The 21,426-nt window shown below is 37.5% G+C and carries 24 protein-coding genes and 1 riboswitch; of the genes, 14 read left to right on the top strand and 10 right to left on the bottom strand.

What is annotated here, in order from left to right; all coding sequences use genetic code 11:
- Positions 1-3: 3 nt before the first annotated feature.
- Genes dapA through H3T47_RS01585 form a run of 4 tightly spaced genes read left to right on the top strand, consistent with a single transcriptional unit; the run spans position 4 to position 3,946 of the window.
- Positions 4-927: a 4-hydroxy-tetrahydrodipicolinate synthase gene (gene dapA / locus H3T47_RS01600; RefSeq protein WP_199282324.1), complete on the top strand. Its 924-nt coding sequence runs from the start codon at positions 4-6 to the stop codon at positions 925-927.
- Positions 927-1,685, top strand: a complete 759-nt coding sequence (gene dapB, locus H3T47_RS01595) for a 4-hydroxy-tetrahydrodipicolinate reductase (protein ID WP_199282323.1) — start codon at positions 927-929, stop codon at positions 1,683-1,685. The genes dapA and dapB overlap by 1 nt, the downstream gene beginning before the upstream one ends.
- 12 nt (positions 1,686-1,697) lie before the next feature.
- Positions 1,698-2,888: an aminotransferase class I/II-fold pyridoxal phosphate-dependent enzyme gene (locus H3T47_RS01590; RefSeq protein WP_199282322.1), complete on the top strand. Its 1,191-nt coding sequence runs from the start codon at positions 1,698-1,700 to the stop codon at positions 2,886-2,888.
- A complete protein-coding gene (locus H3T47_RS01585) occupies positions 2,885-3,946 on the top strand; it encodes an aspartate-semialdehyde dehydrogenase (protein WP_199282321.1) in 1,062 nt (353 codons plus the stop codon). The genes H3T47_RS01590 and H3T47_RS01585 overlap by 4 nt, the downstream gene beginning before the upstream one ends.
- 159 nt (positions 3,947-4,105) lie before the next feature.
- Here the strand turns inward: H3T47_RS01585 and H3T47_RS01580 are convergent, their stop codons facing one another.
- Positions 4,106-5,095: a LacI family DNA-binding transcriptional regulator gene (locus tag H3T47_RS01580; protein WP_199282320.1), complete on the bottom strand. Its 990-nt coding sequence runs from the start codon at positions 5,093-5,095 to the stop codon at positions 4,106-4,108.
- Positions 5,096-5,227: 132 nt separating this feature from the next.
- On the opposite strand from H3T47_RS01580, the gene H3T47_RS01575 reads away from it, so the two are divergent.
- Together H3T47_RS01575 and H3T47_RS01570 are read left to right on the top strand one after the other, a co-directional pair.
- The gene (locus H3T47_RS01575; RefSeq protein ID WP_109918920.1) at positions 5,228-5,878 is read left to right on the top strand and encodes a bifunctional 4-hydroxy-2-oxoglutarate aldolase/2-dehydro-3-deoxy-phosphogluconate aldolase; all 651 of its coding nucleotides are present in this window, start codon (positions 5,228-5,230) and stop codon (positions 5,876-5,878) included.
- A 5-nt stretch (positions 5,879-5,883) separates the two neighbouring features.
- A complete protein-coding gene (locus H3T47_RS01570; protein ID WP_199282319.1) occupies positions 5,884-6,909 on the top strand; it encodes a sugar kinase in 1,026 nt (341 codons plus the stop codon).
- A 219-nt stretch (positions 6,910-7,128) separates the two neighbouring features.
- Here the strand turns inward: H3T47_RS01570 and H3T47_RS01565 are convergent, their stop codons facing one another.
- On the bottom strand, positions 7,129-8,121 hold the full coding sequence (locus H3T47_RS01565; RefSeq protein WP_199282318.1) for a GMP reductase: 993 nt from the start codon (positions 8,119-8,121) through the stop codon (positions 7,129-7,131).
- Between the two features lie 195 nt (positions 8,122-8,316).
- On the opposite strand from H3T47_RS01565, the gene H3T47_RS01560 reads away from it, so the two are divergent.
- Both H3T47_RS01560 and purB read left to right on the top strand, forming a co-directional pair.
- Positions 8,317-9,606 carry an adenylosuccinate synthase gene (locus H3T47_RS01560; RefSeq protein ID WP_038524629.1) on the top strand — a complete coding sequence of 430 codons (1,290 nt, stop codon included), beginning with the start codon at positions 8,317-8,319 and terminating at the stop codon, positions 9,604-9,606.
- 3 nt (positions 9,607-9,609) lie between these two features.
- Positions 9,610-10,905 carry an adenylosuccinate lyase gene (gene purB / locus H3T47_RS01555; protein ID WP_199282317.1) on the top strand — a complete coding sequence of 432 codons (1,296 nt, stop codon included), beginning with the start codon at positions 9,610-9,612 and terminating at the stop codon, positions 10,903-10,905.
- Between the two features lie 264 nt (positions 10,906-11,169).
- Here the strand turns inward: purB and H3T47_RS01550 are convergent, their stop codons facing one another.
- Positions 11,170-11,478 (bottom strand): hypothetical protein, encoded by a 309-nt coding sequence (locus tag H3T47_RS01550; RefSeq protein WP_199282316.1) that lies wholly within the window; start codon positions 11,476-11,478, stop codon positions 11,170-11,172.
- A 12-nt stretch (positions 11,479-11,490) separates the two neighbouring features.
- Positions 11,491-11,763: a type II toxin-antitoxin system RelB/DinJ family antitoxin gene (locus H3T47_RS01545; protein ID WP_038524621.1), complete on the bottom strand. Its 273-nt coding sequence runs from the start codon at positions 11,761-11,763 to the stop codon at positions 11,491-11,493.
- Between the two features lie 267 nt (positions 11,764-12,030).
- Between H3T47_RS01545 and H3T47_RS01540 the strand changes: the two genes are divergently transcribed.
- The 4 genes from H3T47_RS01540 to H3T47_RS01525 are packed head-to-tail and all read left to right on the top strand — an operon-like array spanning position 12,031 to position 14,468.
- Positions 12,031-12,492 (top strand): LytTR family DNA-binding domain-containing protein, encoded by a 462-nt coding sequence (locus tag H3T47_RS01540; RefSeq protein WP_109918913.1) that lies wholly within the window; start codon positions 12,031-12,033, stop codon positions 12,490-12,492.
- Positions 12,492-13,253, top strand: coding sequence for a LiaF domain-containing protein (locus H3T47_RS01535; RefSeq protein WP_046327769.1), 762 nt, complete (start codon positions 12,492-12,494; stop codon positions 13,251-13,253). Before H3T47_RS01540 ends, H3T47_RS01535 begins: the two co-directional genes overlap by 1 nt.
- A 16-nt stretch (positions 13,254-13,269) precedes the next feature.
- A complete protein-coding gene (locus H3T47_RS01530) occupies positions 13,270-13,626 on the top strand; it encodes a hypothetical protein (RefSeq protein ID WP_199282315.1) in 357 nt (118 codons plus the stop codon).
- A 2-nt stretch (positions 13,627-13,628) separates the two neighbouring features.
- Complete coding sequence (locus H3T47_RS01525; protein ID WP_199282314.1) at positions 13,629-14,468, top strand: hypothetical protein; 840 nt, start codon at positions 13,629-13,631, stop codon at positions 14,466-14,468.
- Positions 14,469-14,512: 44 nt separating this feature from the next.
- Here the strand turns inward: H3T47_RS01525 and H3T47_RS01520 are convergent, their stop codons facing one another.
- On the bottom strand, positions 14,513-15,244 hold the full coding sequence (locus H3T47_RS01520) for a LysR family transcriptional regulator (RefSeq protein ID WP_199282313.1): 732 nt from the start codon (positions 15,242-15,244) through the stop codon (positions 14,513-14,515).
- Between the two features lie 104 nt (positions 15,245-15,348).
- Between H3T47_RS01520 and gap the strand changes: the two genes are divergently transcribed.
- Positions 15,349-16,368 (top strand): type I glyceraldehyde-3-phosphate dehydrogenase, encoded by a 1,020-nt coding sequence (gene gap, locus H3T47_RS01515; protein ID WP_199282312.1) that lies wholly within the window; start codon positions 15,349-15,351, stop codon positions 16,366-16,368.
- 101 nt (positions 16,369-16,469) lie between these two features.
- Here the strand turns inward: gap and thiE are convergent, their stop codons facing one another.
- The 3 genes from thiE to thiM are packed head-to-tail and all read right to left on the bottom strand — an operon-like array spanning position 16,470 to position 18,749.
- The gene (gene thiE, locus H3T47_RS01510; protein WP_370567558.1) at positions 16,470-17,135 is read right to left on the bottom strand and encodes a thiamine phosphate synthase; all 666 of its coding nucleotides are present in this window, start codon (positions 17,133-17,135) and stop codon (positions 16,470-16,472) included.
- A 10-nt stretch (positions 17,136-17,145) separates the two neighbouring features.
- On the bottom strand, positions 17,146-17,949 hold the full coding sequence (thiD, locus tag H3T47_RS01505; RefSeq protein ID WP_199282310.1) for a bifunctional hydroxymethylpyrimidine kinase/phosphomethylpyrimidine kinase: 804 nt from the start codon (positions 17,947-17,949) through the stop codon (positions 17,146-17,148).
- Between the two features lie 11 nt (positions 17,950-17,960).
- Complete coding sequence (gene thiM, locus H3T47_RS01500; RefSeq protein ID WP_199282309.1) at positions 17,961-18,749, bottom strand: hydroxyethylthiazole kinase; 789 nt, start codon at positions 18,747-18,749, stop codon at positions 17,961-17,963.
- A 73-nt stretch (positions 18,750-18,822) separates the two neighbouring features.
- A riboswitch (TPP riboswitch) is annotated at positions 18,823-18,922 on the bottom strand.
- A 254-nt stretch (positions 18,923-19,176) separates the two neighbouring features.
- Here thiM and H3T47_RS01495 point away from each other — a divergent pair.
- On the top strand, positions 19,177-19,434 hold the full coding sequence (locus tag H3T47_RS01495) for a hypothetical protein (RefSeq protein ID WP_046327762.1): 258 nt from the start codon (positions 19,177-19,179) through the stop codon (positions 19,432-19,434).
- A 372-nt stretch (positions 19,435-19,806) separates the two neighbouring features.
- Here the strand turns inward: H3T47_RS01495 and H3T47_RS01490 are convergent, their stop codons facing one another.
- Positions 19,807-21,033: an alpha-L-fucosidase gene (locus tag H3T47_RS01490; protein ID WP_109918902.1), complete on the bottom strand. Its 1,227-nt coding sequence runs from the start codon at positions 21,031-21,033 to the stop codon at positions 19,807-19,809.
- Positions 21,034-21,078: 45 nt separating this feature from the next.
- Positions 21,079-21,417, bottom strand: a complete 339-nt coding sequence (locus H3T47_RS01485) for a PTS lactose/cellobiose transporter subunit IIA (RefSeq protein ID WP_109918901.1) — start codon at positions 21,415-21,417, stop codon at positions 21,079-21,081.
- Between the last annotated feature and the right edge of the window lie 9 nt (positions 21,418-21,426).

Raw genomic sequence — 21,426 nt, 5'->3', positions numbered from 1 at the left:
AACATGACTAATTTTGATAAGGCAGATTTAATGACCGCGATAATTACCCCTTTTAATAAGGAGGGAGAAGTTGACTATCCTGGTCTGAAACGATTAACCGAGCATTTACTCAATACAGGTAGCAATGGTTTCGTTATTGGCGGTACGACTGGTGAAACAGCAACCATGACCCATGATGAAAAAATTGCGTTGTACACTAAATTCGCTCAAATAGTTGATCACCGTGTACCTGTGATAGCCGGAACAGGCAGCAATAATACTGCCCAAACTGTTGCGTTTACGGAAGAAGTAGGACAAATTCCCGGTATTGATATGGCATTAGTAGTTGCGCCATACTATAACAAGCCGAATCAAAGAGGAATTACAGCTCATTTTCAAAAAGTAGCTGAAAATTCACCTGTACCAATCATTATTTATAATATTCCGGGACGAACAGGAATTAAGATTAGCAAGGAAACTCTGGTTGATTTATCGCGTAATCCAAAAATTGCTGGTGTTAAGCAGTGCTCAGATTTAGAAGACTTGGAATATATTGTTGAACATGCAGCCAATGACTTTTTGGTATATACAGGCGAAGACTTACAATCTTTAACGGCTAAAGTCTTGGGAGCAAAAGGAGTAATTTCGGTAGCTTCTCATATTTATGGCAAAGCTATGCGAGAAATGTATGATGACTTAGATCAGGGCAAAATTGCTGCAGCGGGTAAATTGCAAAGACAACTAATGCCGAAAATGCAAGCATTATTTATGTACCCCTCACCTTCACCGGTTAAGGCAGTTTTAAACGCTCAGGGTTTACCTGCTGGTGGCTGCCGGTTACCGATTGTAGATTTAAATGAGACAGAAAAACGGCAATTAGCTATTCATTTAGGTTTAGATGAAGCGGCTTTATTGCATGAACTGCCACTAGAATTAGGAGTAGATTAATGAAAAAAATTTTAATAGCTGGTGCCACAGGATCTATGGGCAGACAAGCAGTTCAATTAGTTGAAAAATTACCGGATTGTCAACTGGTAGCAGTTTTAGCACCCACAGCCTCTAGCAGTTCGGATTTCAAGCCTGACGTTAAGCGATTTGATAATTTAGCAATGGTTGATGTTGCAGCTGATGTTTGGATTGATTTTACTACTCCACAAGCTGTTTATAAAAATACCGAATTTGCACTCAAGCACCATATACGTCCTATTATTGGCACTAGTGGTTTAACTACTGAACAAACTGAAAAATTACAAGCAATTGCACAAAAAGAAAAGTTAGGCGGTATTATTGCTCCTAATTTTGGCTTGTCGGCCGTGTTATTAATGAAATTTGCGCAAGAAGCAGCCCGTTACTTTCCTGATGCTGAAGTCATTGAAATGCATCATGCTGACAAAAAGGATGCTCCGAGTGCTACGGCTATTACCACTGCCAAATTAATTGCTGCTAATCGTAATTCAGAAAACTGCTCTCAAACAGCAAATGATTCTCAAGCTCGCGGTGCGGATTATGATGGCATTCCCGTTCACTCTGTGCGGTTACCCGGCTATATAGCTCACGAGCAGGTGCTTTTTGGTGGTCCTGGCGAAGCTTTAACTATTAGACAAGACTCGTTTTCACGTTCTTCATTTATGCAAGGCGTGAAAGTTGCTTTAGATCAAATAATGAATTTATCGGAATTAGTGGTCGGTTTGGACCAAATTTTATAAGGAGAATAATGAATGCCACAATTAGCTGCTGATTTAACTCCAATTACCCACATACCTTTAGCACAAATTCCTGCTTCTGGTATCCGGGCTTTTGCTCAAAAAATTGAAAATGTACCTGATTTAATCAAATTGACTCTGGGAGAACCAGATTTGAATACACCTGAACATGTTAAACAAGCGGCTGCTCAAAGCATTTTAGATAATGATTCACACTACTCAGCTCAAAAGGGAACTTTAAGACTGCGGAAGGCAATCAGCAATTATTTAAAACGTAAACAAAATCTTTCGTATGATCCTGAAAGTGAAATTATTGCTACTGTCGGTGCAACTGAAGCCATAGCTGCAACTATGTTGGCATTGTTTCAACCGGGAGATCAAATCATTGTACCAACGCCATCGTATGCTCTTTATTTTCCGTTAATTGAGTACACTAAAGCCGAATTGATTGCCATTAATACTGCAGACACAAATTTTGTTTTAACTCCGCAAGTTCTGGAAAAAACTCTAACTAAGTATCCTAAAGCAAAAGCCATTTTACTGAATTACCCGACTAATCCCACTGGTAGGGAGTGCCCAGCCTCAGTTTTAGGTCAACTAGCTCCAATTATTAGGCAGCACCAGCTGTATGTGATTTCTGATGAAATTTATAGTGAATTGACGTATGATTTTGCCCATATTTCAATAGCTCAATATTTACCTGAACGCACTTTAGTAATTAACGGTCTTTCAAAATCTCATGCTATGACGGGTTATAGAATAGGTTATGTGACAGGTCCAGCTGCTTTAATTAGTTTAGTTGCCAAGATGCACGCCTTTTTGGTAACCGCACCCTCTAATCCTGCTCAAGCCGCGGCTGCAGAAGCCCTTGAAAATGGCGATCAGGATCCTGTCGAAGCACGAATAATTTATCAAAAAAGGCGTGACTATATTGTTGCTGCTTTGAATAAAATGGGTTTAAAAACGCATAAGAGTGAGGGCGCATTTTATGTTTTTGCCCAAATACCAGCAAGTTACGGTCAAGATGACGAAGCTTTTGCCTTAGATTTAGCACATGAAGCTAAAGTTGGTGGTACTCCCGGAAGTGCTTTTGGTGCTGGTGGAGAAGGATATATTCGCTTTTCATATGCTGCTGGCGATGAAGATCTGCATACAGCTATGAAGCGTATTCAAAAATTTTTAGCAGAAAAGGGCGATATTAAATGAAAGAATATGTAGTTGCAATTTTAGGTGCTACAGGCGCAGTGGGTCAACGCTTAATTAGTGAATTGGAACATGCACAAATTCCTGTTAAAGAAGTTAAATTGCTGGCTTCTAAGAATTCAGCAGGTAAAAAACTAAAATTTAAAAATCAAGAAATTAAAGTAGAAGAAGCACGGCCGGACTCGTTTAATGGTGTAGACTTGGTTTTATCATCTGCCGGCGGTGCGGTGTCTCAGAAATTGTTGCCTGAAGCGGTTAAAAGAGGAGCAGTGTGTGTAGATAATACCAGTGCTTTTCGTATGGCTAATGATGTTCCGCTAATTGTGCCAGGAGTTAACGATGACCAATTGGTTAACCATCATGGAATTATTGCTAACCCCAATTGTTCAACAATACAAATGGTGGCTGCGCTTTATCCACTGCACGTTAAGTGGGGAATTAAACAAATTATTGTTTCGACTTATCAAGCCGTTTCTGGTGCTGGTAAGGCAGCTTGGGATGAGCTGCTTCAACAAGCACAAGATAGGCTGAATAATCAAGAGACTGAAGCCAAAATATTGCCAACTGGATCTGCTAAAAAGCATTACCCGATAGCATTTAACCTATTACCGCAAATTGATGTATTTGAAGATGATGGTTATACACACGAAGAATGGAAAATGATTCATGAAACAAAAAAGATTTTGTGTAATGATCAAGATTCACAGCAGATAAAAGTTACTGCTACTTGCGTCCGGGTGCCAGTTGAAATTGGTCATGGCGAAACGGTTTATTTCGTTCTTAAAGACAAATCAGTCACTGCTGCTGCTATCCAGCAGGAAATTAAGAAGACTCCAGGACTGGTTCTACAAGATGATCCCCAAAACCAGATTTATCCACAGCCTTTGTTAGCAGCAGGAAAAAAAGAAACTTTTGTTGGGCGTATTCGCCCAGATCAAGAAAATCCCGGCGCATTCAATATGTGGGTCGTAGCCGATAACTTATTAAGAGGCGCCGCTAGCAATACTGTTGAGATTGCGGAATGCTTGGTACGTGATAACCTGGTTCAAGTTTTTAAGTAGCTATTTATATTAGCAGGCTAAAAAATGCTTTGTACTGTGCTTTTATAGTGTAAATTAGTCAGAATAAATTAACGAAAACCAATATTATATTCAATCTAAAAAAGCGTTGAGAAGATAAGTTCTCAGCGCTTTATTTTTTGAGTTAGATTTTGCCCCTTTTTAGTCTTTTTTAATAAAACTGGTTTTAACCATTGAAGTATGAGGTACGTTTTGTTTGTTTGCCAATAAATTAAGCATGATTGCACCAGCTTTTTGCCCCATTTTGTAAGGGTCTTGCAATATCATCTTAGCAGAGGGCCAAATAGACGAAATTAAGCTGGAATCCGCAAAACCAGAAATTTCTATATTTTTGTTGGGTAAAAGGTTAGCATGAATTAAATCTGGTAAAAATAACAAAAGCCACCGTTCTTCTAAAAAGAAAAGCACGGTTTTTTCTGCTTTTTCGGCCAAAATTTTTTCTAATTTAGCAAATATTTCCTTATGTTGGAGCATTTTTTCGTCAAGTTCAAAGATGGTAACTTGCGGATAAACAGCTTTAATACCTTTAAGACGCTTTTGCCTAGTCGAGGCAATTGCGATTGAGGATGAAAAAACAATTGCTTTTGTAAATCCATGTTGATAAAAATGCTGAGCAGCTTTTTTACTAGCTGCAAAATTTTCGCTTATTACTTGGGGCCACGGGGAGTCCTTTAATTGACGGTCAAGAATTACAATTGGCAAATCTCTCCGGACTTCAGATTTGATTTTAGCAACATCACTACTTAAAGGCTGTAATATTAACCCGTCATAAGTATTTAATCCCACCATATTAATTAGCTGTTTTTCTTTAGCTTGTTGAGAATCAGTGTCAAGCATTACGGTGGCGTAGCCAGCGCGTTCTAAGACAGAATTGGCTCCCTTATATAATTCGGTAGAAAACGAATCAGCTATATTAACAACAATGATCGCAATCATTTTACTTTTGTGAGTTATTAGCTGTCTGGCTGCAGCATTAGGAACATAATTCAGTTTAACAATTGCGTTTTTTACCTGATCAGCTGTTTCAGCTGACATTCGATTAAGTTGGCCATGTAAATAACGTGAAACTGTTGCAATAGAGACATTTGCCAAGCTGGCAACATCTTTAATACTTGCTGTTTTTTTCTTCATAATACCCTCGAATAATTGTACTAAGTTCATTATAGCAAATAACCAAAAACTGACGGGTCCGCGAAAAACGTCATTGAATTATTTTAGGTAAAGGTTTACCATAAGATAAAAAGAGTAATGAAAGGACTTACAATGCAAGAATCAGAAACACTTTTAGCTATCAAAAATGCGGGAATAGTTGCAGTAGTTAGAGGAAATTCTCCTGAAGAAGCTGAGAAAACTGCCAATGCCTGTATTAAGGGTGGAATTAAAGCGATTGAATTAACTTTTACTGTGCCTAATGCGTCAGAAATTATACAAAAACTAAGTACAAAATATGCTAAAGACACAGATGTTGTGATTGGTGCCGGCACAGTTTTGGATGCAGTAACTGCAAGAATTGCACTTTTGGCAGGAGCCAAATTTATTGTAGCTCCTACTTTTGACCAGAATACCGCATTTTTGTGTAATGAGTATCAGGTACCTTATATACCAGGTTGTATGACTGTGAGTGAAATTCAAACGGCTATGCGCTATGGTGCAGAGATTGTTAAAGTTTTCCCGGGAAGTACCATGGGACCTGGCTTTGTTAAGGCTGTTAAAGCACCTTTACCCCAAGCTAATATCATGCCGACTGGTGGTGTTAACTTAAGCAATATGCACGAGTGGTTCGAAGCTGGTGTCACTGTAGTTGGTGCCGGCAGCAATTTGACTGCAGCTGCTGCCAAAGGAAATTATGCGGCAGTAACTGAGCAAGCTAAGTTATATCGCAAAGAATATCTGCGAATCAAAGAAAATAGGTGATGGGTATGCAAAAGATTGTCACTTTTGGTGAAATTATGTTGCGTCTGAAGCCGCGTGAAAACGAGCGTATCATTCAAACAGATAGCTTTTCTGGTCTATATGGAGGAGCAGAAGCAAATGTAGCCGTATCACTGGCTCTATTAGGTGATAATGCTCAATTTGTTTCTAAAGTACCAGCTCATGCTATTGGTCAGGCAGCATTAGAAGCACTAAGTCGTTATGGGGTAGATACCAGTGAAATTCATCGGGGCGGACCACGCTTAGGAATTTATTTTTTCGAAAAGGGAGCCAGCATTCGCAATACCAGTGTAGTTTACGATCGCGCAGGAAGTTCTTTTGCTGTGGCGCCGGCTGAAGAATATGACTGGGACCAAATTTTGCAAGATGCAGGTTATTTTTACTTTTCAGGAATTACACCCGCGATTTCTTCTGCATTGCAAAAAGCACTTTTGGCGGCTTGTCAATATTGCGCAAAGCATGATATTAAGGTTATCTGTGACCTTAATTATAGGGGAAAAATGTGGTCGCCTAAGGATGCACAGATAGCAATGGCAAAATTAATGCCTTATGTAGATATTTGTCTTGCACATGATGAAGACTTTGAGGCGACTTTAGGGATCAAAGCTTTTGATAACGATATGAGTCATGGTATTGAGCAAAGAGAAACATTTATTCAAGGGATGAAAGAAATTTCGCGTAAATATCCTAAATGTCAGACAGTAGCCAGCATTTTAAGAGATATTCATTCGGTTGAAGATTCAAAGTGGACTGCTTTGATGGTTGATCATGGTGAGGTTTTTCAAGCACCAGTCTATCAAATGCATGTCTGGGAAGGTGTAGCTTCTGGTGATGCTTTTGGTGCCGGTTTAGTTCATGGCTTGGTGCATAATTTTTCTAAGGAAAAGATGCTTAATTATGCCTTAGCAGCCAGCGTCTTAAAATTAACTATTAGCGGTGATTTTAACTTAGTTAGTGATGCAGAAATTCAAGCGGTAATGGCTAAACAAGGTAATATGCGTGTATTAAGATAAAAAGTTTAATTAAATTCAAAATGCGTCGTATTAAGACCAAGAAATCTTAATATGACGCGTTTTTAGTTTTTTCTTTGTTAAAACTAGGCATCAAATAAATTAGAAGAAAATAAAAATCTCAGTACTGCCTACCTAACAATACTGAGATAAATCTCATTTTATCGAAAATAACGCCGTTTTACCATATAAATTGCATAATTTATCTCAAATTAGCTGAATTTATTTATCGCCATCCATAATTGTGTTTTTGACAATTACATAATCAACCAACTTAATTGAACTAAGATCTTTGCCACCGGCATACGAAATTGAAGATTGCAAGTCTTCCTGCATTTCTCTTAAAGTGTCGGCAATATGCCCCCTATAAGGAACAAGCATTTGCTTACCCTCAACATTACGATACGCCCCTTTTTGCACTTCAGAAGCTGACCCCCAATATTGCTTGTAAGTTTTGCCATTAATTTTAATCACGTTACCGGGTGATTCCTCATGCCCTGCAAGCATTGAACCGATCATGACCATGGTAGCGCCAAACCGAATGGACTTCGCTATATCACCGTTATAACGGATACCGCCGTCAGCAATTAATGGTTTGCTGGCTACTTTACTGCACATTCTTAAAGCGGCTAATTGCCAGCCACCAGTGCCAAAACCAGTTTTGAGTTTTGTAATACATGCGCGACCAGGGCCAACACCAACTTTTGTGGCATCTGCTCCTGCACCTTCTAATTCACGAACTGCTTCCGGGGTCGCAATATTGCCCGCTGTTAAAAAAGTATCTGGCAATTTTTCTTTAATGTATTTAATCATATCAATAACATAGATAGAATGACCGTGAGCTACATCAATCGTGATATATTCAGGCTTAATGTTTTCAGCAACTAATTGATCAATAAAGTCGTATTCACCTTTTTTAATACCGACAGATATTGAGGAAAATAAGCCTTTTTCGTGCATCATTTTGATAAAAGCGAGTCGCTTTTCCGGTTGGAAGCGGTGCATGACATAGTAGTAGCCGTTTTGTGCCAGCCAAACAGCTAAATCATCATTAATGACGCTTTCCATGTTTGCTGGAACAACCGGTATTTTAAATGTTCGGTTTCCAAACTTAACACTTGTATCCGCGTCATGACGGCTTTTAATTATTCCCTTGTTGGGCACAAGCTGAATATCATCATAATCAAAGGCTTCCATACTGAAATAATTGCTCATAAATAAATCGGCTCCTAAGTAAAATCTCTTTGCAAACGAAGTAACTATAATCAATAAAAGTTTTTTTGTCAACATAAAAATCGAACTATCAAAAATGTACCAGCTATAATAATTCGCATTTAAATTTGACTAAAAATCGGGAAATTGCTAGACTATTTACGTGATATTTGTAGAATTTTAATGAGGTGAATAAAAATGACAGCAGTTGCAGTTGTTGGTAGTCAATGGGGCGACGAAGGAAAGGGTAAAATTACCGATTTTTTAAGTAACGAAGCAGAGTACACTGTACGCTCAAATGGCGGTAATAATGCTGGTCATACTATTGAGATAAATGGTCAAGACTTTAAGATGCGTTTAATTCCATCAGGTATTTTTGCGTCAGATAAAGGTGCGGTAATTGGTAATGGCGTAGTTATCAACCCCGAGGTTTTATTTGGCGAATTAAAAAATCTGGAAGAAAAGGGAATTGACACTAGTAAATTGAAGATTTCCAATCGTGCTCATATCATCATGCCATATCATATTAAGCAAGATGAGTACCAAGAAGAAGCAAAAGGCGATCAGAAAATCGGTACTACTAAAAATGGTATTGGACCTGCCTACATGGATAAGGCTTCCAGAATAGGCATTCGAGTTTGTGATCTTCTTGAAAAAGATACTTTTGCAGCAAAATTACGTGCTAACTTGACTCAGAAAAATGACATTTTCACTAAAATTTATGGCAAACCGGCACTTGAATTTGATGACATTTTCACTAAGTATTATGAATATGGTCAAAAAATGAAGAAATATGTTACTGACACGTCAGTGTTAGTTAACGATGCACTAGATAATGATGAAAAAGTGTTATTTGAAGGTGCACAGGGAATTATGCTTGATATAGATGAAGGGACTTATCCTTTTGTTACCTCGTCAAATACCATTTCCGGTGGCATTGCCAGTGGCATGGGAGTAGGTGCTAATCGGTTAAAAACTGTTATTGGTGTCTGCAAAGCTTATACGACCCGTGTTGGTGCCGGACCTTTTCCAACTGAGTTATTAGATGAAACTGGTAACCGTATTCGTGAAACTGCTCATGAATATGGGACAGTTACCGGTCGTCCGCGCCGCGTAGGTTGGTTTGATTCAGTCGCTTTACGTCATGCCAAGCGCGTTTCTGGCATTAACGGGTTAAGTCTTAACCTACTTGATATTTTCAGCGGCTTTGACACTATTAAAATTGCAACTGCTTATGAACTTGATGGTCAAAAAATTGATTACTACCCAGCTAGTTTAAAAGAATTAGACCGCTGTCAACCTGTTTACGAAGAATTACCGGCTTGGAAAGAAGATATTACGAATGCCAAGACCTGGTCTGATTTGCCAGAGAATGCACAGAAGTTTTTGAATCGTGTGTCAGAACTTGTGGGGATACCTCTAGTTACTGTTTCAGTGGGTCCTGACCGTGAACAAACGATAGTTTTACAAGATCCGTGGGAAATGTAATTTATGTTAGAACGTTATACTCGCCCAGAAATGGGTAAAATATGGTCTGATGAAAATAAATATGAAGCTTGGCTTAAAGTAGAAATAGCCGCCACCAATGCCTGGAGCGAATTAGGGGAAGTGCCTCAAGAAGATGCTGCTAAAATTGCCCAAAATGCCAGCTTCACGCCTAAAAGAGTGGCTGAATTAGAGCAGATAACGCACCATGATGTAGTAGCTTTTACCAGAACAGTTTCTGAAAGTCTGGGCCCGGAGAAAAAATGGGTGCACTTTGGTTTGACTTCAACAGACGTGGTTGATACGGCGCAGGGTTATATTTTAAAACAGGCTGATGCAATTATTCGCCAAGATTTGCAAGATTTAAAACAGACGATTGCGAATAAAGCACGTAAATATAAAAATACGGTGGAAATGGGACGCACGCATGGTGTGCAAGCTGAGCCCACTACTTTCGGTCTGAAGCTCGCTCGCTGGTATGCAGAAATTACTCGGGATATTGAACGCTTTGAACATGCAGCAAAAGGTGTAGAATCAGGGAAAATTTCTGGAGCAGTGGGAACTTTTGCTAACGTCCCACCAGCTGTTGAAACTAGTGTCTTAAGACAATTGGGCCTGACCCAGCAGCCTATTACCAGCCAGGTCTTGCCGCGTGATTTACACGCTGAATATATTGCGACTTTGGCGCTAATAGCTACCAGTATTGAGAACTGGGCTACCGAAATTAGAAGTTTGCAACGCTCTGAAATTCACGAAGTGGAGGAGCACTTCCGTGCGGGACAAAAGGGCTCGTCGGCAATGCCTCATAAACGCAACCCTATTGGCTCAGAAAATCTTTGCGGAATGGCGCGGGTTCTACGGGGTCATATTATTACTGCTTATGAAGATGTATCACTTTGGCATGAGCGCGATATTTCCCATTCCAGTGCCGAAAGAGTGATTCTGCCAGACACAACAATTGGTATTGATTATATGCTTGATCGCTTTAACCGTATTTTGACAAATCTAGATGTTTTTCCAGAAACAATGCTTAAGAATATGGATAAAACTTATGGCCTGATTTATTCCCAGCGCTTATTATTAAAATTGATTGATGAGGCTGGTCTTTCCCGTGAAAATGCCTATGATATGGTCCAAAAATTAACCGCTAAATCGTGGAATGAAGGCATTTCTTTTAGAAAATTAGTTGAAGATAGTCCAATCATGGATTATCTTACAGAAGATGATGTAGCTGATGCCTTTGACTATCATTACCATTTGCGTCATGTTAACGAAATCTTTAAAAAAGTTGGTTTGGAATAAATAATTAGTAAAGCAGTCTGAAAAAATTATTGCTATTAGACTAACCAAAAATGCATTGAGCTTCATTACTCAATGCATTTTTGATTCTTGATACTGTTTAATAATTTTAATAGATTAGAGATCAATCATCACTAATCAGTGGCATACCAGTGATGAGGCAGCCATTACTTAATTTGTAATTGGCTTTCTTTTTCAGATTAATGGCCACTTTTTGGTTATATCAAAAAGCAACTTTGCAGGCATAAATACCTGTAAAATTGCTGGTTACCACATAAATTTCTTAAGATTATTCAAATCAGTTACCGTTAAGTTACCTATATCTTTTAGTCGAGTTTTATCAATTCTGAGCTGATAACGTTTATTACAGTCTATCCATGATTCCTTGTTAAGGCCAGACTTTTGCCAATCGGTAATTTTAGCATACTTTGCGCGAATGCGTTTTGACTTATTTTGATAAATTTTAAATACATAATAAAATTCATCATCCTGCTCAATGTATAAAACTGGCCGACTTTTTCCATTTGGTACATCTTCGTATTCAAGGTATGTTATAAAAATATCGCCCAAATTCATTAACTGGTCTCCTTAATCTGCGAAAAAGTCAGCTATTTCTTCGGAGGTTTCAACCTTTTGTGCAGGAATTTTACGACTAGCTGCAATAATTTCATCTTTTAGATGGTCATAGTCATCAACTGAAAATGCTACGGGTAGTTTACCTTTGTCCGCAATCTGTGTAAGCATCATTGAAATTACATCATTAGGTTTAAGACCAATTTTTCGGATAACTAGCTCTGCAGTATCCGCTATTTGTTTGTCTATATTAACAGAGTATCTTTTAGTAACAATCTTAGTTGCCATAATTTGCCTCCCAAAATTATCTTCTTACATAATAATATCATAAAATTACCTAAAATAGCATATTTTAGGTAATTTATGTATATTTTAGTCTAAAATTGTCTTAAATAAAATACTATAGTAAAACTGACTTTAAATTTTTGGCTTCTTCTAAATCAAAAAAATATGCCACTTGGTTTCTTATAATTGCCACTTAGTCAAAAGTGCTAGATTTTAAATTAAAATAAGCGTTTAATTAAATCATCAAGTGATGAAGGGCAGGTGAGAAGCGTGAAAATAAAAATAGAACTAAATCCAGATCTGGACGATGATGATACCAGTATCACAATTCATGCTAAAGCCGTGACACCAGAAGTTGAACAAATTTACCATCAACTTCAAGGTATTAATAAACATCCTGACCAGATAGAAGGCAAAAAAGAAAATGTGTCCTATTACTTGAGTATGAATGAAATTTTATTTTTTGAAACAGAAGATAAACAGGTAATTGCACATACTGCCAGGGATGCGTTTACGGTAGATTATAAGCTCTATGAATTGGAAAACTTGTTAAGTAACCAGTTCATGCGGGTATCTAAGTCAACAATTTTAAATTTAAATCAAATCTATGCGTTAACACGCTCGATTTCTAACTGTAAGATTAATTTTCGCGATTCTTATAAAACTGTCTATGTTTCACGTCACTACTATCATAATTTGAATGATAGGTTAAACGAGAGAAGGTCATCATAATGAAAAGATTTAAACTCAGAGAAATATTTTGGGGCATTGCTCTAGTTGCTGCTGCCGTGTTCTTAGTTCTTAATCAGCTGCATCTGCTTTCATTTCATCTGAAAGTCAGCATGATTATTTGGACTATCATCTTCGGAGCGGCACTGATCGAAAGCGTGGCGGATAAGAGTTTGTTTGGTACAACTTTTTCCATTGCCTTTTTGTTAATTGTTTACGCTGAACCGTTGCATATTACTCAAATTGTACCGTGGACGGTCTTAGTGGCGGCGTTATTAATTTATTTAGGTTTAACGCTGATTTTTAAGAGAAGCTGGTTTCCCAGGATAGTCTATTTTAATCAAAAAAAAGACGGGAAATGGAAGAACTTTAGCAATAATCGTTCAAGAATTGATAATAACGTATTCAGTGGCGGTACTGGAAACGTTGATGGCGAAGACATAGTAATTAATCAGCGCTTGTCATCAGTTTCGCGTTACGTTCATTCACAAAATTTACGCAGTATAACAATTAATTCTTCTTTGGGTGAAGTTGAAGTCTACCTTGATCAAGCTAAAGCTGCAGGCGATGTAGTGACTGTTGACATTAGTGGCACTATGGGTGAGATTGAAATTTACGTTCCAACTTCATGGAGAGTCAATAGTGATAACTTAGACTTAGCTCTGGGAGAATTAGATATTGATGACGGATCTACCGGTGGCGGTCCTACATTAATGTTAACAGGTCATTTCAGCATGGGTGATGTGGAAGTTAATTATGTTTAACTTTGGGAAAAATAAAATGGTTAATTTAAAACAATTACATGATTATGTCAAAGAAAATTATGAAGCCGGAAACTATAAAGAAGCTGAAAAAGCCTATAAAAAATGGCGTGATACCACTGATTATACCTATAATGCAGCAAAAACTGCTGTGAAAAAGAGTTCTCTCAGTGATTATCAAATGGGTTGTGAACAAGCCAAAAAGGACTATGCAGAGAGTCATTCTTTCAAGGATTTTCCTAAAAAAGGTGTTAACTTAGTTAATCGTGTTACCCAGAATAAAGCAATTGAAATAGAACGCTACATTGACGGCTACAATGATGCCAAGGCCAAAATTTTACGGGCGAAAAAAATAGTCCATAAAGGAGATTATTAATTATGTATGGCTCATTATTAGCCAATGTAAGTTCAGATAGAAAAATTAAGGAAACTATAGAACAATTTCCTCAACATACACAAGCCTATTATCTGGAAAATAAGCCAGTCGGATTAATGACCTGTTGGCAAAATGCTTTTCACCCTTATTCCTTAAATTTTGCAGGCTATCTTGCACCTAGATTAACCAGCGTGGAACAAATGCAGGTTTATGAGCAAATACTGACGGATTTAACGGCAAAAGCCCAAAAAAATCACCAAAACGCATTAATTACTTATGATTATGCACCGCAATTGCTCTTTAATGCCATTGGTCAAAAAAATGGTTTTAAATTAATCAGAACTACTGTAGAACCCCAGATGCCCTTGAAAAGGGCACTGAAAAATATTCTAATTGATACTGATTTACAGATGGTCACTCTACATGAAATAAAAAAAGATTCTGTAATAATGAATAGGCTGGCACAAGTGAGCTTCTCAGATTATCAAAAAAATCATTTAGCAAATCCGGTTGCAAAGATACCTCTTAGTGAGTGGAGCAAAACCATTTTCACTGATCAACTTGAACACGCTCCCTTAGCACTGATTGCTGCTGGACAAATTAAGGCTTATTGCTTTTCTTTTGAGGATACCCCTCAAGAATTGACTTTAGGATGGATGGGTGCTGTTAAGCCTAATTTATTAGACCAATTGCAACAGCAATTGCTAAATTGGGCACAAGCAAAATATCAAACTTTAAGTGGTGAATTTGACTCTACAGACCCATTAGCAACGCGAACTTACAATAAGTATGCGTTTAATCTGTGCCCAGTTTATGAAACGTATTTAAAGGAACTGAACTAGAAATTTAAAGACACCGTTATTCAAATAATGGTGTCTTTTATCATTTATAAATGATAACGGTAAAAATAATAGGGGATATTCCAACTTTGCGAATCAGCTGCAACTAAATCATCATTCATTAAGTATTTAGGCAATAATGCAATTGCCTGGCCTTTTTTGACTAACTCTAAAATCATTTCCAGTGAATCAATTTCAGTGACACTGTTTTTATTCTGCGTTAATTTGAGAGTCAAGTTGCGAAACGGACAATTTATGTCTGCATTTATAGCAACTGGGACACTTTTGTTTTCCTGCTTTTTGCCTTTTAAAAAACAAGCTTGTAAATGACTTTTCTTGATTAACGAATATTGGGGTAAAGTGATCGGGGTAAAGGCCCAAACCATGTCATAGGGATGCTTAGTTAATAATTCTTGAATTTCATTAGTACTTTTAATGATGACTTCATATTGATCAAGTGCAAACTGTTTCTTTTGGGTAATAACATAGCCAAAAAGCAACTCGGAGATTAAAACTTTTGGTTTGTTACTGGTTAAATCGTCTTTTAAGTTTTGATAGTTTTGTAGTGCCTTAGTCGCAAAATGATACATTTTTTGCCCATTTTTAGTTGGTCTAACCCCTAAATTAGAACGCACAAAAAGTGGCGCTTTCAGTTCTCGCTCCATTGTTTTGAGCCTGGCCGTAATATTGGATTGAGTGTAGCCCAATTTTAGTGCCGCTTTATTCAGTGATCTAGTTTCATAAATTGTTTGGTAAATATATAAATCGTTAAAATTCATAATACTCCATATCATTAAAAGTGATAACCCTATTACAATCTCGGATTATGCAGAGTGAATTTGTTTTAATATACTAATTTTGTAATCTAAAGGGGGAACTTATTATGACTACAAAAATTGGTATTAATGGTTTTGGTCGCATTGGTCGGCTTGCTTTACGGCGCATTTATGAAGTGGCCAGTGATGACATCGAAATTGTCGCAATCAACGACTTAACTTCACCAGCTATGTTAGCACATTTATTAAAATATGATACTGCGCATGGTCAATTTAATCATGAAGTAACTGCTACAACTAATAGTATTGTAATTGATGGTAAAAATATTCCGGTTTATGCGGAAAAAGATGCCAGTCAAATTCCGTGGGTTAAAAACGATGGAGTTAAAATAGTACTTGAATGCACTGGATTTTATACTTCAACTGCAAAATCCCAAGCTCACCTTGATGCCGGTGTTAAAAGAGTATTAATTTCTGCTCCTGCAGGCAATATGAAAACTATTGTCTATAGCGTAAATGATGATCAATTAACTGACTCTGATCAAATTATTTCCGCAGGCTCATGTACCACTAATTGTTTAGCACCATTAGCACAGGCAATGAACGATGAATTTGGCATTCAGGTGGGCATTATGTCTACAACGCATGCCTATACTGCTTCACAAATGTTACAGGATGGACCTGATCGTGGTGGCAACGTCCGTAATGCTCGTGCCGCTGTCGCTAATGTTATTCCGCATTCAACTGGAGCAGCTAAAGCGATTGGACTAGTTATACCTGAACTGGATGGCAAACTTACGGGTATTGCTCAACGAGTCCCTGTTATTTCTGGTTCTATTACTGAACTAGCCGCTATTTTGGGAGAGAAAGTTACAGCTGAAGAATTTAACGCTAGAATTAAAAAGCATACCGAAGGCAATGCTTCTTTTGGCTATAATGACGACCAAATTGTGTCATCAGATATTATTGGCACTGAATTTGGTTCGGTATTTGATCCAACTCTCACCCAAGTTGAAACTGGAGATAATGGGGTACAACTAGTTAAAGGCTACGCCTGGTATGATAATGAGTCCGGTTTTGTAGCCCAAATGATTAGAACACTGCAAAAGATTGCCCAGCTAGGTTAATTCCAAAAATTAACTGATATTTTTATCAATTTATAACTGTTTATTATCAATAAAAAATGGTTCTGCCAAGTGCAGAATCATTTTTTTGTTTTTAAAATATACTAGTCATTTTTCACCCATGGCGCTGTGAGCATTTGACTAACGGTCTGCTTAATATCATTGCTTTGAGCAATCAAAGAAATGACCGCAGCTCCAGCTGCTTTAGTTTTAGCAATTGCGCTTAAGTCGCTAGCGGTAATCCCACCAATAGCAACAATTGGCCTGGTTGTGCTTTTGACCAGTTGGCTTAAGCCGGCAATACCAATTTCGGGGTCGGCATCACTTTTAGATTGGGTGGCATAAATTGGGCCACTGCCATAATAATCAATTCCGCTAATTTTATTGGCTTGCTCAACTTGCGTTAAATTCGAGCAGGAATAGCCGATAATCATCCGACCGCCAACTTCTTTAATGACCTGTCTGATTTCTTCATCGCTTTGACCAACATGAACGCCTTCGGCATGAACTTGTTGTGCCAGCTGAACATCATCGTCAATGAAGAAGGGCACGTGATATGCATAACACAATTGGTGCAGCTTTTGCGCCATAGGGAGTCTCTCGGCTTCACTTAAAGTTGAATTAGAACCCTTGTCCCGCAATTGAAAAGCAGTAATACCTGCAGCAAGAGCTTCTTCGACTATGCCTGGTAATGTTTTACCTTCTGGCACGTCCTGACTGCCACAAATAAAGTAAGCATGTAAAAAATCAGTGTTAAAGTTTTTCATTATTTCTCCTAAATTACTGACCCCAATGATTTAAAGGGCCATGACCATGACCAACTTGAATGGTTTCCTTAATAGTTTTAGTAACGTACTTTTTAGCAATTTTAATTGCCGTAGGCAAACTTTGACCTAAAGCCAGCTGGGCTGTAATTGCTGCAGCTAAGGTATCACCGGTGCCGTGAGTGCGTTCGGTATGTATTCTGGAACTGCTGACCCAAAGATCGGAACCATCAGCAAATAAAGCATAATCTTTTACTTGATCGCTACTTGCATGACCGCCTTTAATTAGCACATTTTTAACTCCCATATCTTGTAATTTATGAGCTAATTCTGGATATTGATCTTGCATTTGTACCTTGATGCCAGTTAAAGTTTCTGCTTCTGGCAAGTTGGGTGTTATTAGATCGGCTAAAGGCAGCAATTCGTTTTTAACGGTGGCGACAGCATCTTGACTTAATAATGGAGCACCACCCTTAGCAACCATTACTGGATCTATGGTAATAGGACCAAAGTCATACTTTTGCAAATTAAGTGCAACTTGGTGAACATGAGCTGCATCACCTAACATTCCCGTTTTACAAGCACGGATGCGGAAATCTTCTGCCAGAGAGGCGAATTGGGCATCGATCATTTCTAAAGGTAGTAAAAAAGATTTTTGCACACCTAAAGTGTTTTGTGCTGTCACGGCTACCACTACAGCTGTCCCAAATACTTTTTGCATTTGAAAAGTTTTAAGGTCAGCCATTATCCCGGCACCACCACCAGAATCTGTACCGGCAATGGTTAAAACTTGGGGAAAAGAATTAATTTTTTCAGTCATCATAAAGTTCCTTAATCAAAATCAGCAATTTGTTCAATATCTACGGCTTTTACTTTATACAAATAATCCATGAGATACATGCCAAAAGTACCTGGTCCGACATTGGGATGATCTTGAACTACTAATTGACCAGCGCAACTGAAAACTAAAGCACCTATTTGAGCTGCTTCAAAAGGATCGTTAGCAACTGCAGTAAATGCTGTAACAATACTAGTCAACATGTCACCAGAGCCCACGTGGGTTTTAAAAAGGGGCGAGCCGTTATGTATATGCGCTAGTCTTTTGCCGTCGCTGATTGTATCTGTAGGACCACTGGCAATAACTGTACAGTGGTATTTCTGCGCTGTTTTTGCAGTAATTTCATCAATATCACCAGAACCGGAGCCTGCATCAATGCCCTTTGAATTCCACTCAAAATCACCTAAGGCAGCGATCTCACCAATATTGCCGCGAATAATACTCGTATGAAAATCCCACAAAAGCTTATCTGCAATTTTATAGCGATATTCAACCGCACCAACGGCTACGGGATCAAACACTATCGGTTTATTATATTGTCGTGCTAAATCTTCCACCTTTTTAATGTGATTAATTTGCTCTTTGGTTAAACAGCCAATGTTAACTGTAACAGCAGAAGCCAGCCGCACTATTTCTTCAGCTTCAGCGACTTCATTGCTCATAATTGGTGAAGCACCAATAGCATTAACAGCATTTGCCACATCCTGAACTGTTACAAAATTGGCAATGTTGAAAATAACAGGATTTTGCGCTCGTAATTTGTCTAATAATTCTAACTGCATTATATTCTCCTAATTAACTGTCTTTAAAATTTTGATTAATAAAAAAAGCTTTAGCATGTGAAAATGCCAAAGCTTAACAGGTTCGACACGTTCCTACGCAAGTGTTAACTTACAGGTTCAAAGGGTCTGAAATAATTTTCATCTCAGCCAAAAAGGCACCCCTCGTGTTATCGCTTTCAATTATAACGAAATTAATGCTAGATTACAATGTCATGTTTTGCTGCTTAATATGATTCTGCTTATAATATCAAGCTTTCTTTACATAATCTAACCAAGTATTTTGTCAAGTAAAGCAAATGATTATAGCAGCTGCTTTTTTTAGATCAAAAAAATTAGCCAATTACTCGCTGCCTAAATTTTTATGCTATATTATACTAAATAAAATTAATTAATTAATTTTTAATATTAGGCGAAAGGAGCGGTCATGATGAAAAAGAAAATTACAAATACAGATCGAAATAACGCGCTTCATACACTTTTTATAGAACATAAAATTGATAAAATATTTTTACCTATTGCAGCAGTGTTTGTGGCCTTTTTATGGTTATCAATTTTGTTTAATTTTGCTGTTTTCGTTAAAGTGATTACTGTGGTTTTTGTTGTTGTGCTGCTTTATTTCGCAATATGTACATTTTTTGAAATACATGATTGGTACAAGAGAAAACATGATAAGGACAAATTTTAAAAGTAATTTTGCAAGACAATTTTAACTTAATTTTCTGAAATTTAAATACAAAAATGTCCAGTAAATTAACACTTGTTTGAATGGTGAAACAAATTCTTTAAAGAACCGGTGACTATTAACTACAAGAGGTTCTTTTCGTGGGTCATTCTTGTGCTAATCGTGACTAACATTGGTAAAAAGGGGAAAGTCAAAGCGTTAAAGACTGCTAAATTAGAATATGACACAAACAGTAGTAAGTCGGACCCGATAAACTATGCCACTATTTTATTGATACTAATATCGCCACAGGTGAAAAAGCCCCAAAAGTTGTCTAACTTTTGGGGCTCACCACCTTATTATGGTAATTTATTAGTCTTTTTATTTAAATGAAGTTCAATAAATCTTGGCTACACGCTCTACCAAGTTGGTTCCGTACTCGAATCCGTCTGCTTTAACTATCAGTTGGCTTTTTTCTGGCAGTTGTTTAAACGCCACGTTAGTGCCATTATCCAGCCAAACAATGCGCTCGATCTTTTGGGGCGGAAAATTATTAAATACTATTTCTCGCATTTTTTCTCCTCCCAGTACTACGTTTTGATTGCCAACATTACCCAGATTATCCACAAATAAATAATTACCCTTAATAAAATCATTATCATTTCCAGCAGCGGTGTAAGTTTTATGCTCAAAATTGTTGGTGTTATAGACTGCTTCTTTATTAATTGCCATCCATTGTTTAATAATTTCTAGTAACGACAGGCAATGAATATTTAAAGAGCCATCAAATTCTGGGCCCACGTTAATTAATAAATTTGCCCCCACTTTGCGAGTGTGACAAATTTGTTCAATTAAGTGCCGCGCCGAAACATAATTAAGGTCATTTTGGGCATTGCCCCAATGTCTGTTTAGAGTCAATGAGGTTTCAGCAGCAAAATAACGATTATTTTGAAAATGGTTGATTACTTGAGGGTTGCCTCTTTCAAAAGTCAGGACGTCCACTTTTCGTCCGTCACTTATTCCTTGCTTTCCTAATCCGGTGTTGTTGGTAATAATAGCTTGTGGCTGCAGTTTTCTAATTTCCTGATAAAGCTGCTCATCCTGCCAATCAGCGTTGGGTTTGTTCCAGTTACCATCAAACCAGAAACCGCCAATTTTGCCATAATTAGTGCAGAGAATTCCGATTAGCTGGCGTAATTCCTTTAAATATCCGTTAAAATCTGCCTGATATTTTTTATTATGCCAATCATAAGTAGCGTAGTAAATAAATGGTGCAATTCCTTGCTCATGGCACTCATGTGTAAATATTTTAATTACATCTTTGCCAAAGGGTGTGTGAACACTATCAAAATTGTGGATGCCCTTGGTATCAAATAAATAGAAGCCATCATGGTGCTTAGCAGTCAGTACAATATACTTAAAACCGCATTCTTTAGCCAGTTTTACTAAGTTATGAATATTATCTTCAATGGGATTAAATTCGCTAAAAGCGTTTTGATAATTGGTAATATTTAAAATATTTTGTGACCATTCTCCCTTAGCAAATCTTGAGTATAGTCCCCAATGAACAAAGAGACCGATACCCATTTTTTCAAAATTTATCAGTTTAGGTGCTATTTCCATTATTTTTCTTTCGGACCAATTGGTGGACTAACTAATAGTAAATTATTAATCCTTATTATTTCGTTTCTCTTGTTTCAACTTATTGATTTCTAAATTAGTTTTAATTAATTCAGTAGCTAAATCAAGAAAAGTTTCCGCTGTAATCATTTGGTCTTCAGCGTGCATATATAAGGGATCAATATTACTTTTACCAGTTTTGGCAAAGTCTGATATCACTTTTAAGTGCACATTTTGTGCTTTTTTCAGTTCTTCTTTTGCATCCTTAAGCAATGGCTGAGGATCCTTTACTGTATCTCTGGAATCAGCTATTGCCGCCATTATTTCTGTCTTTGCCTGTCCGGAATGGCTGATAATTTCAAAACTGCTTTCTTCTAAACCTTTCATAGTTTTTCC

This window comes from Lactobacillus sp. W8093 (assembly GCF_016100925.1).
In the GTDB taxonomy this organism is placed as follows: Bacteria; Bacillota; Bacilli; order Lactobacillales; family Lactobacillaceae; genus Lactobacillus; species Lactobacillus helsingborgensis.
This window is presented reverse-complemented; position numbering and strand designations above follow the sequence as displayed.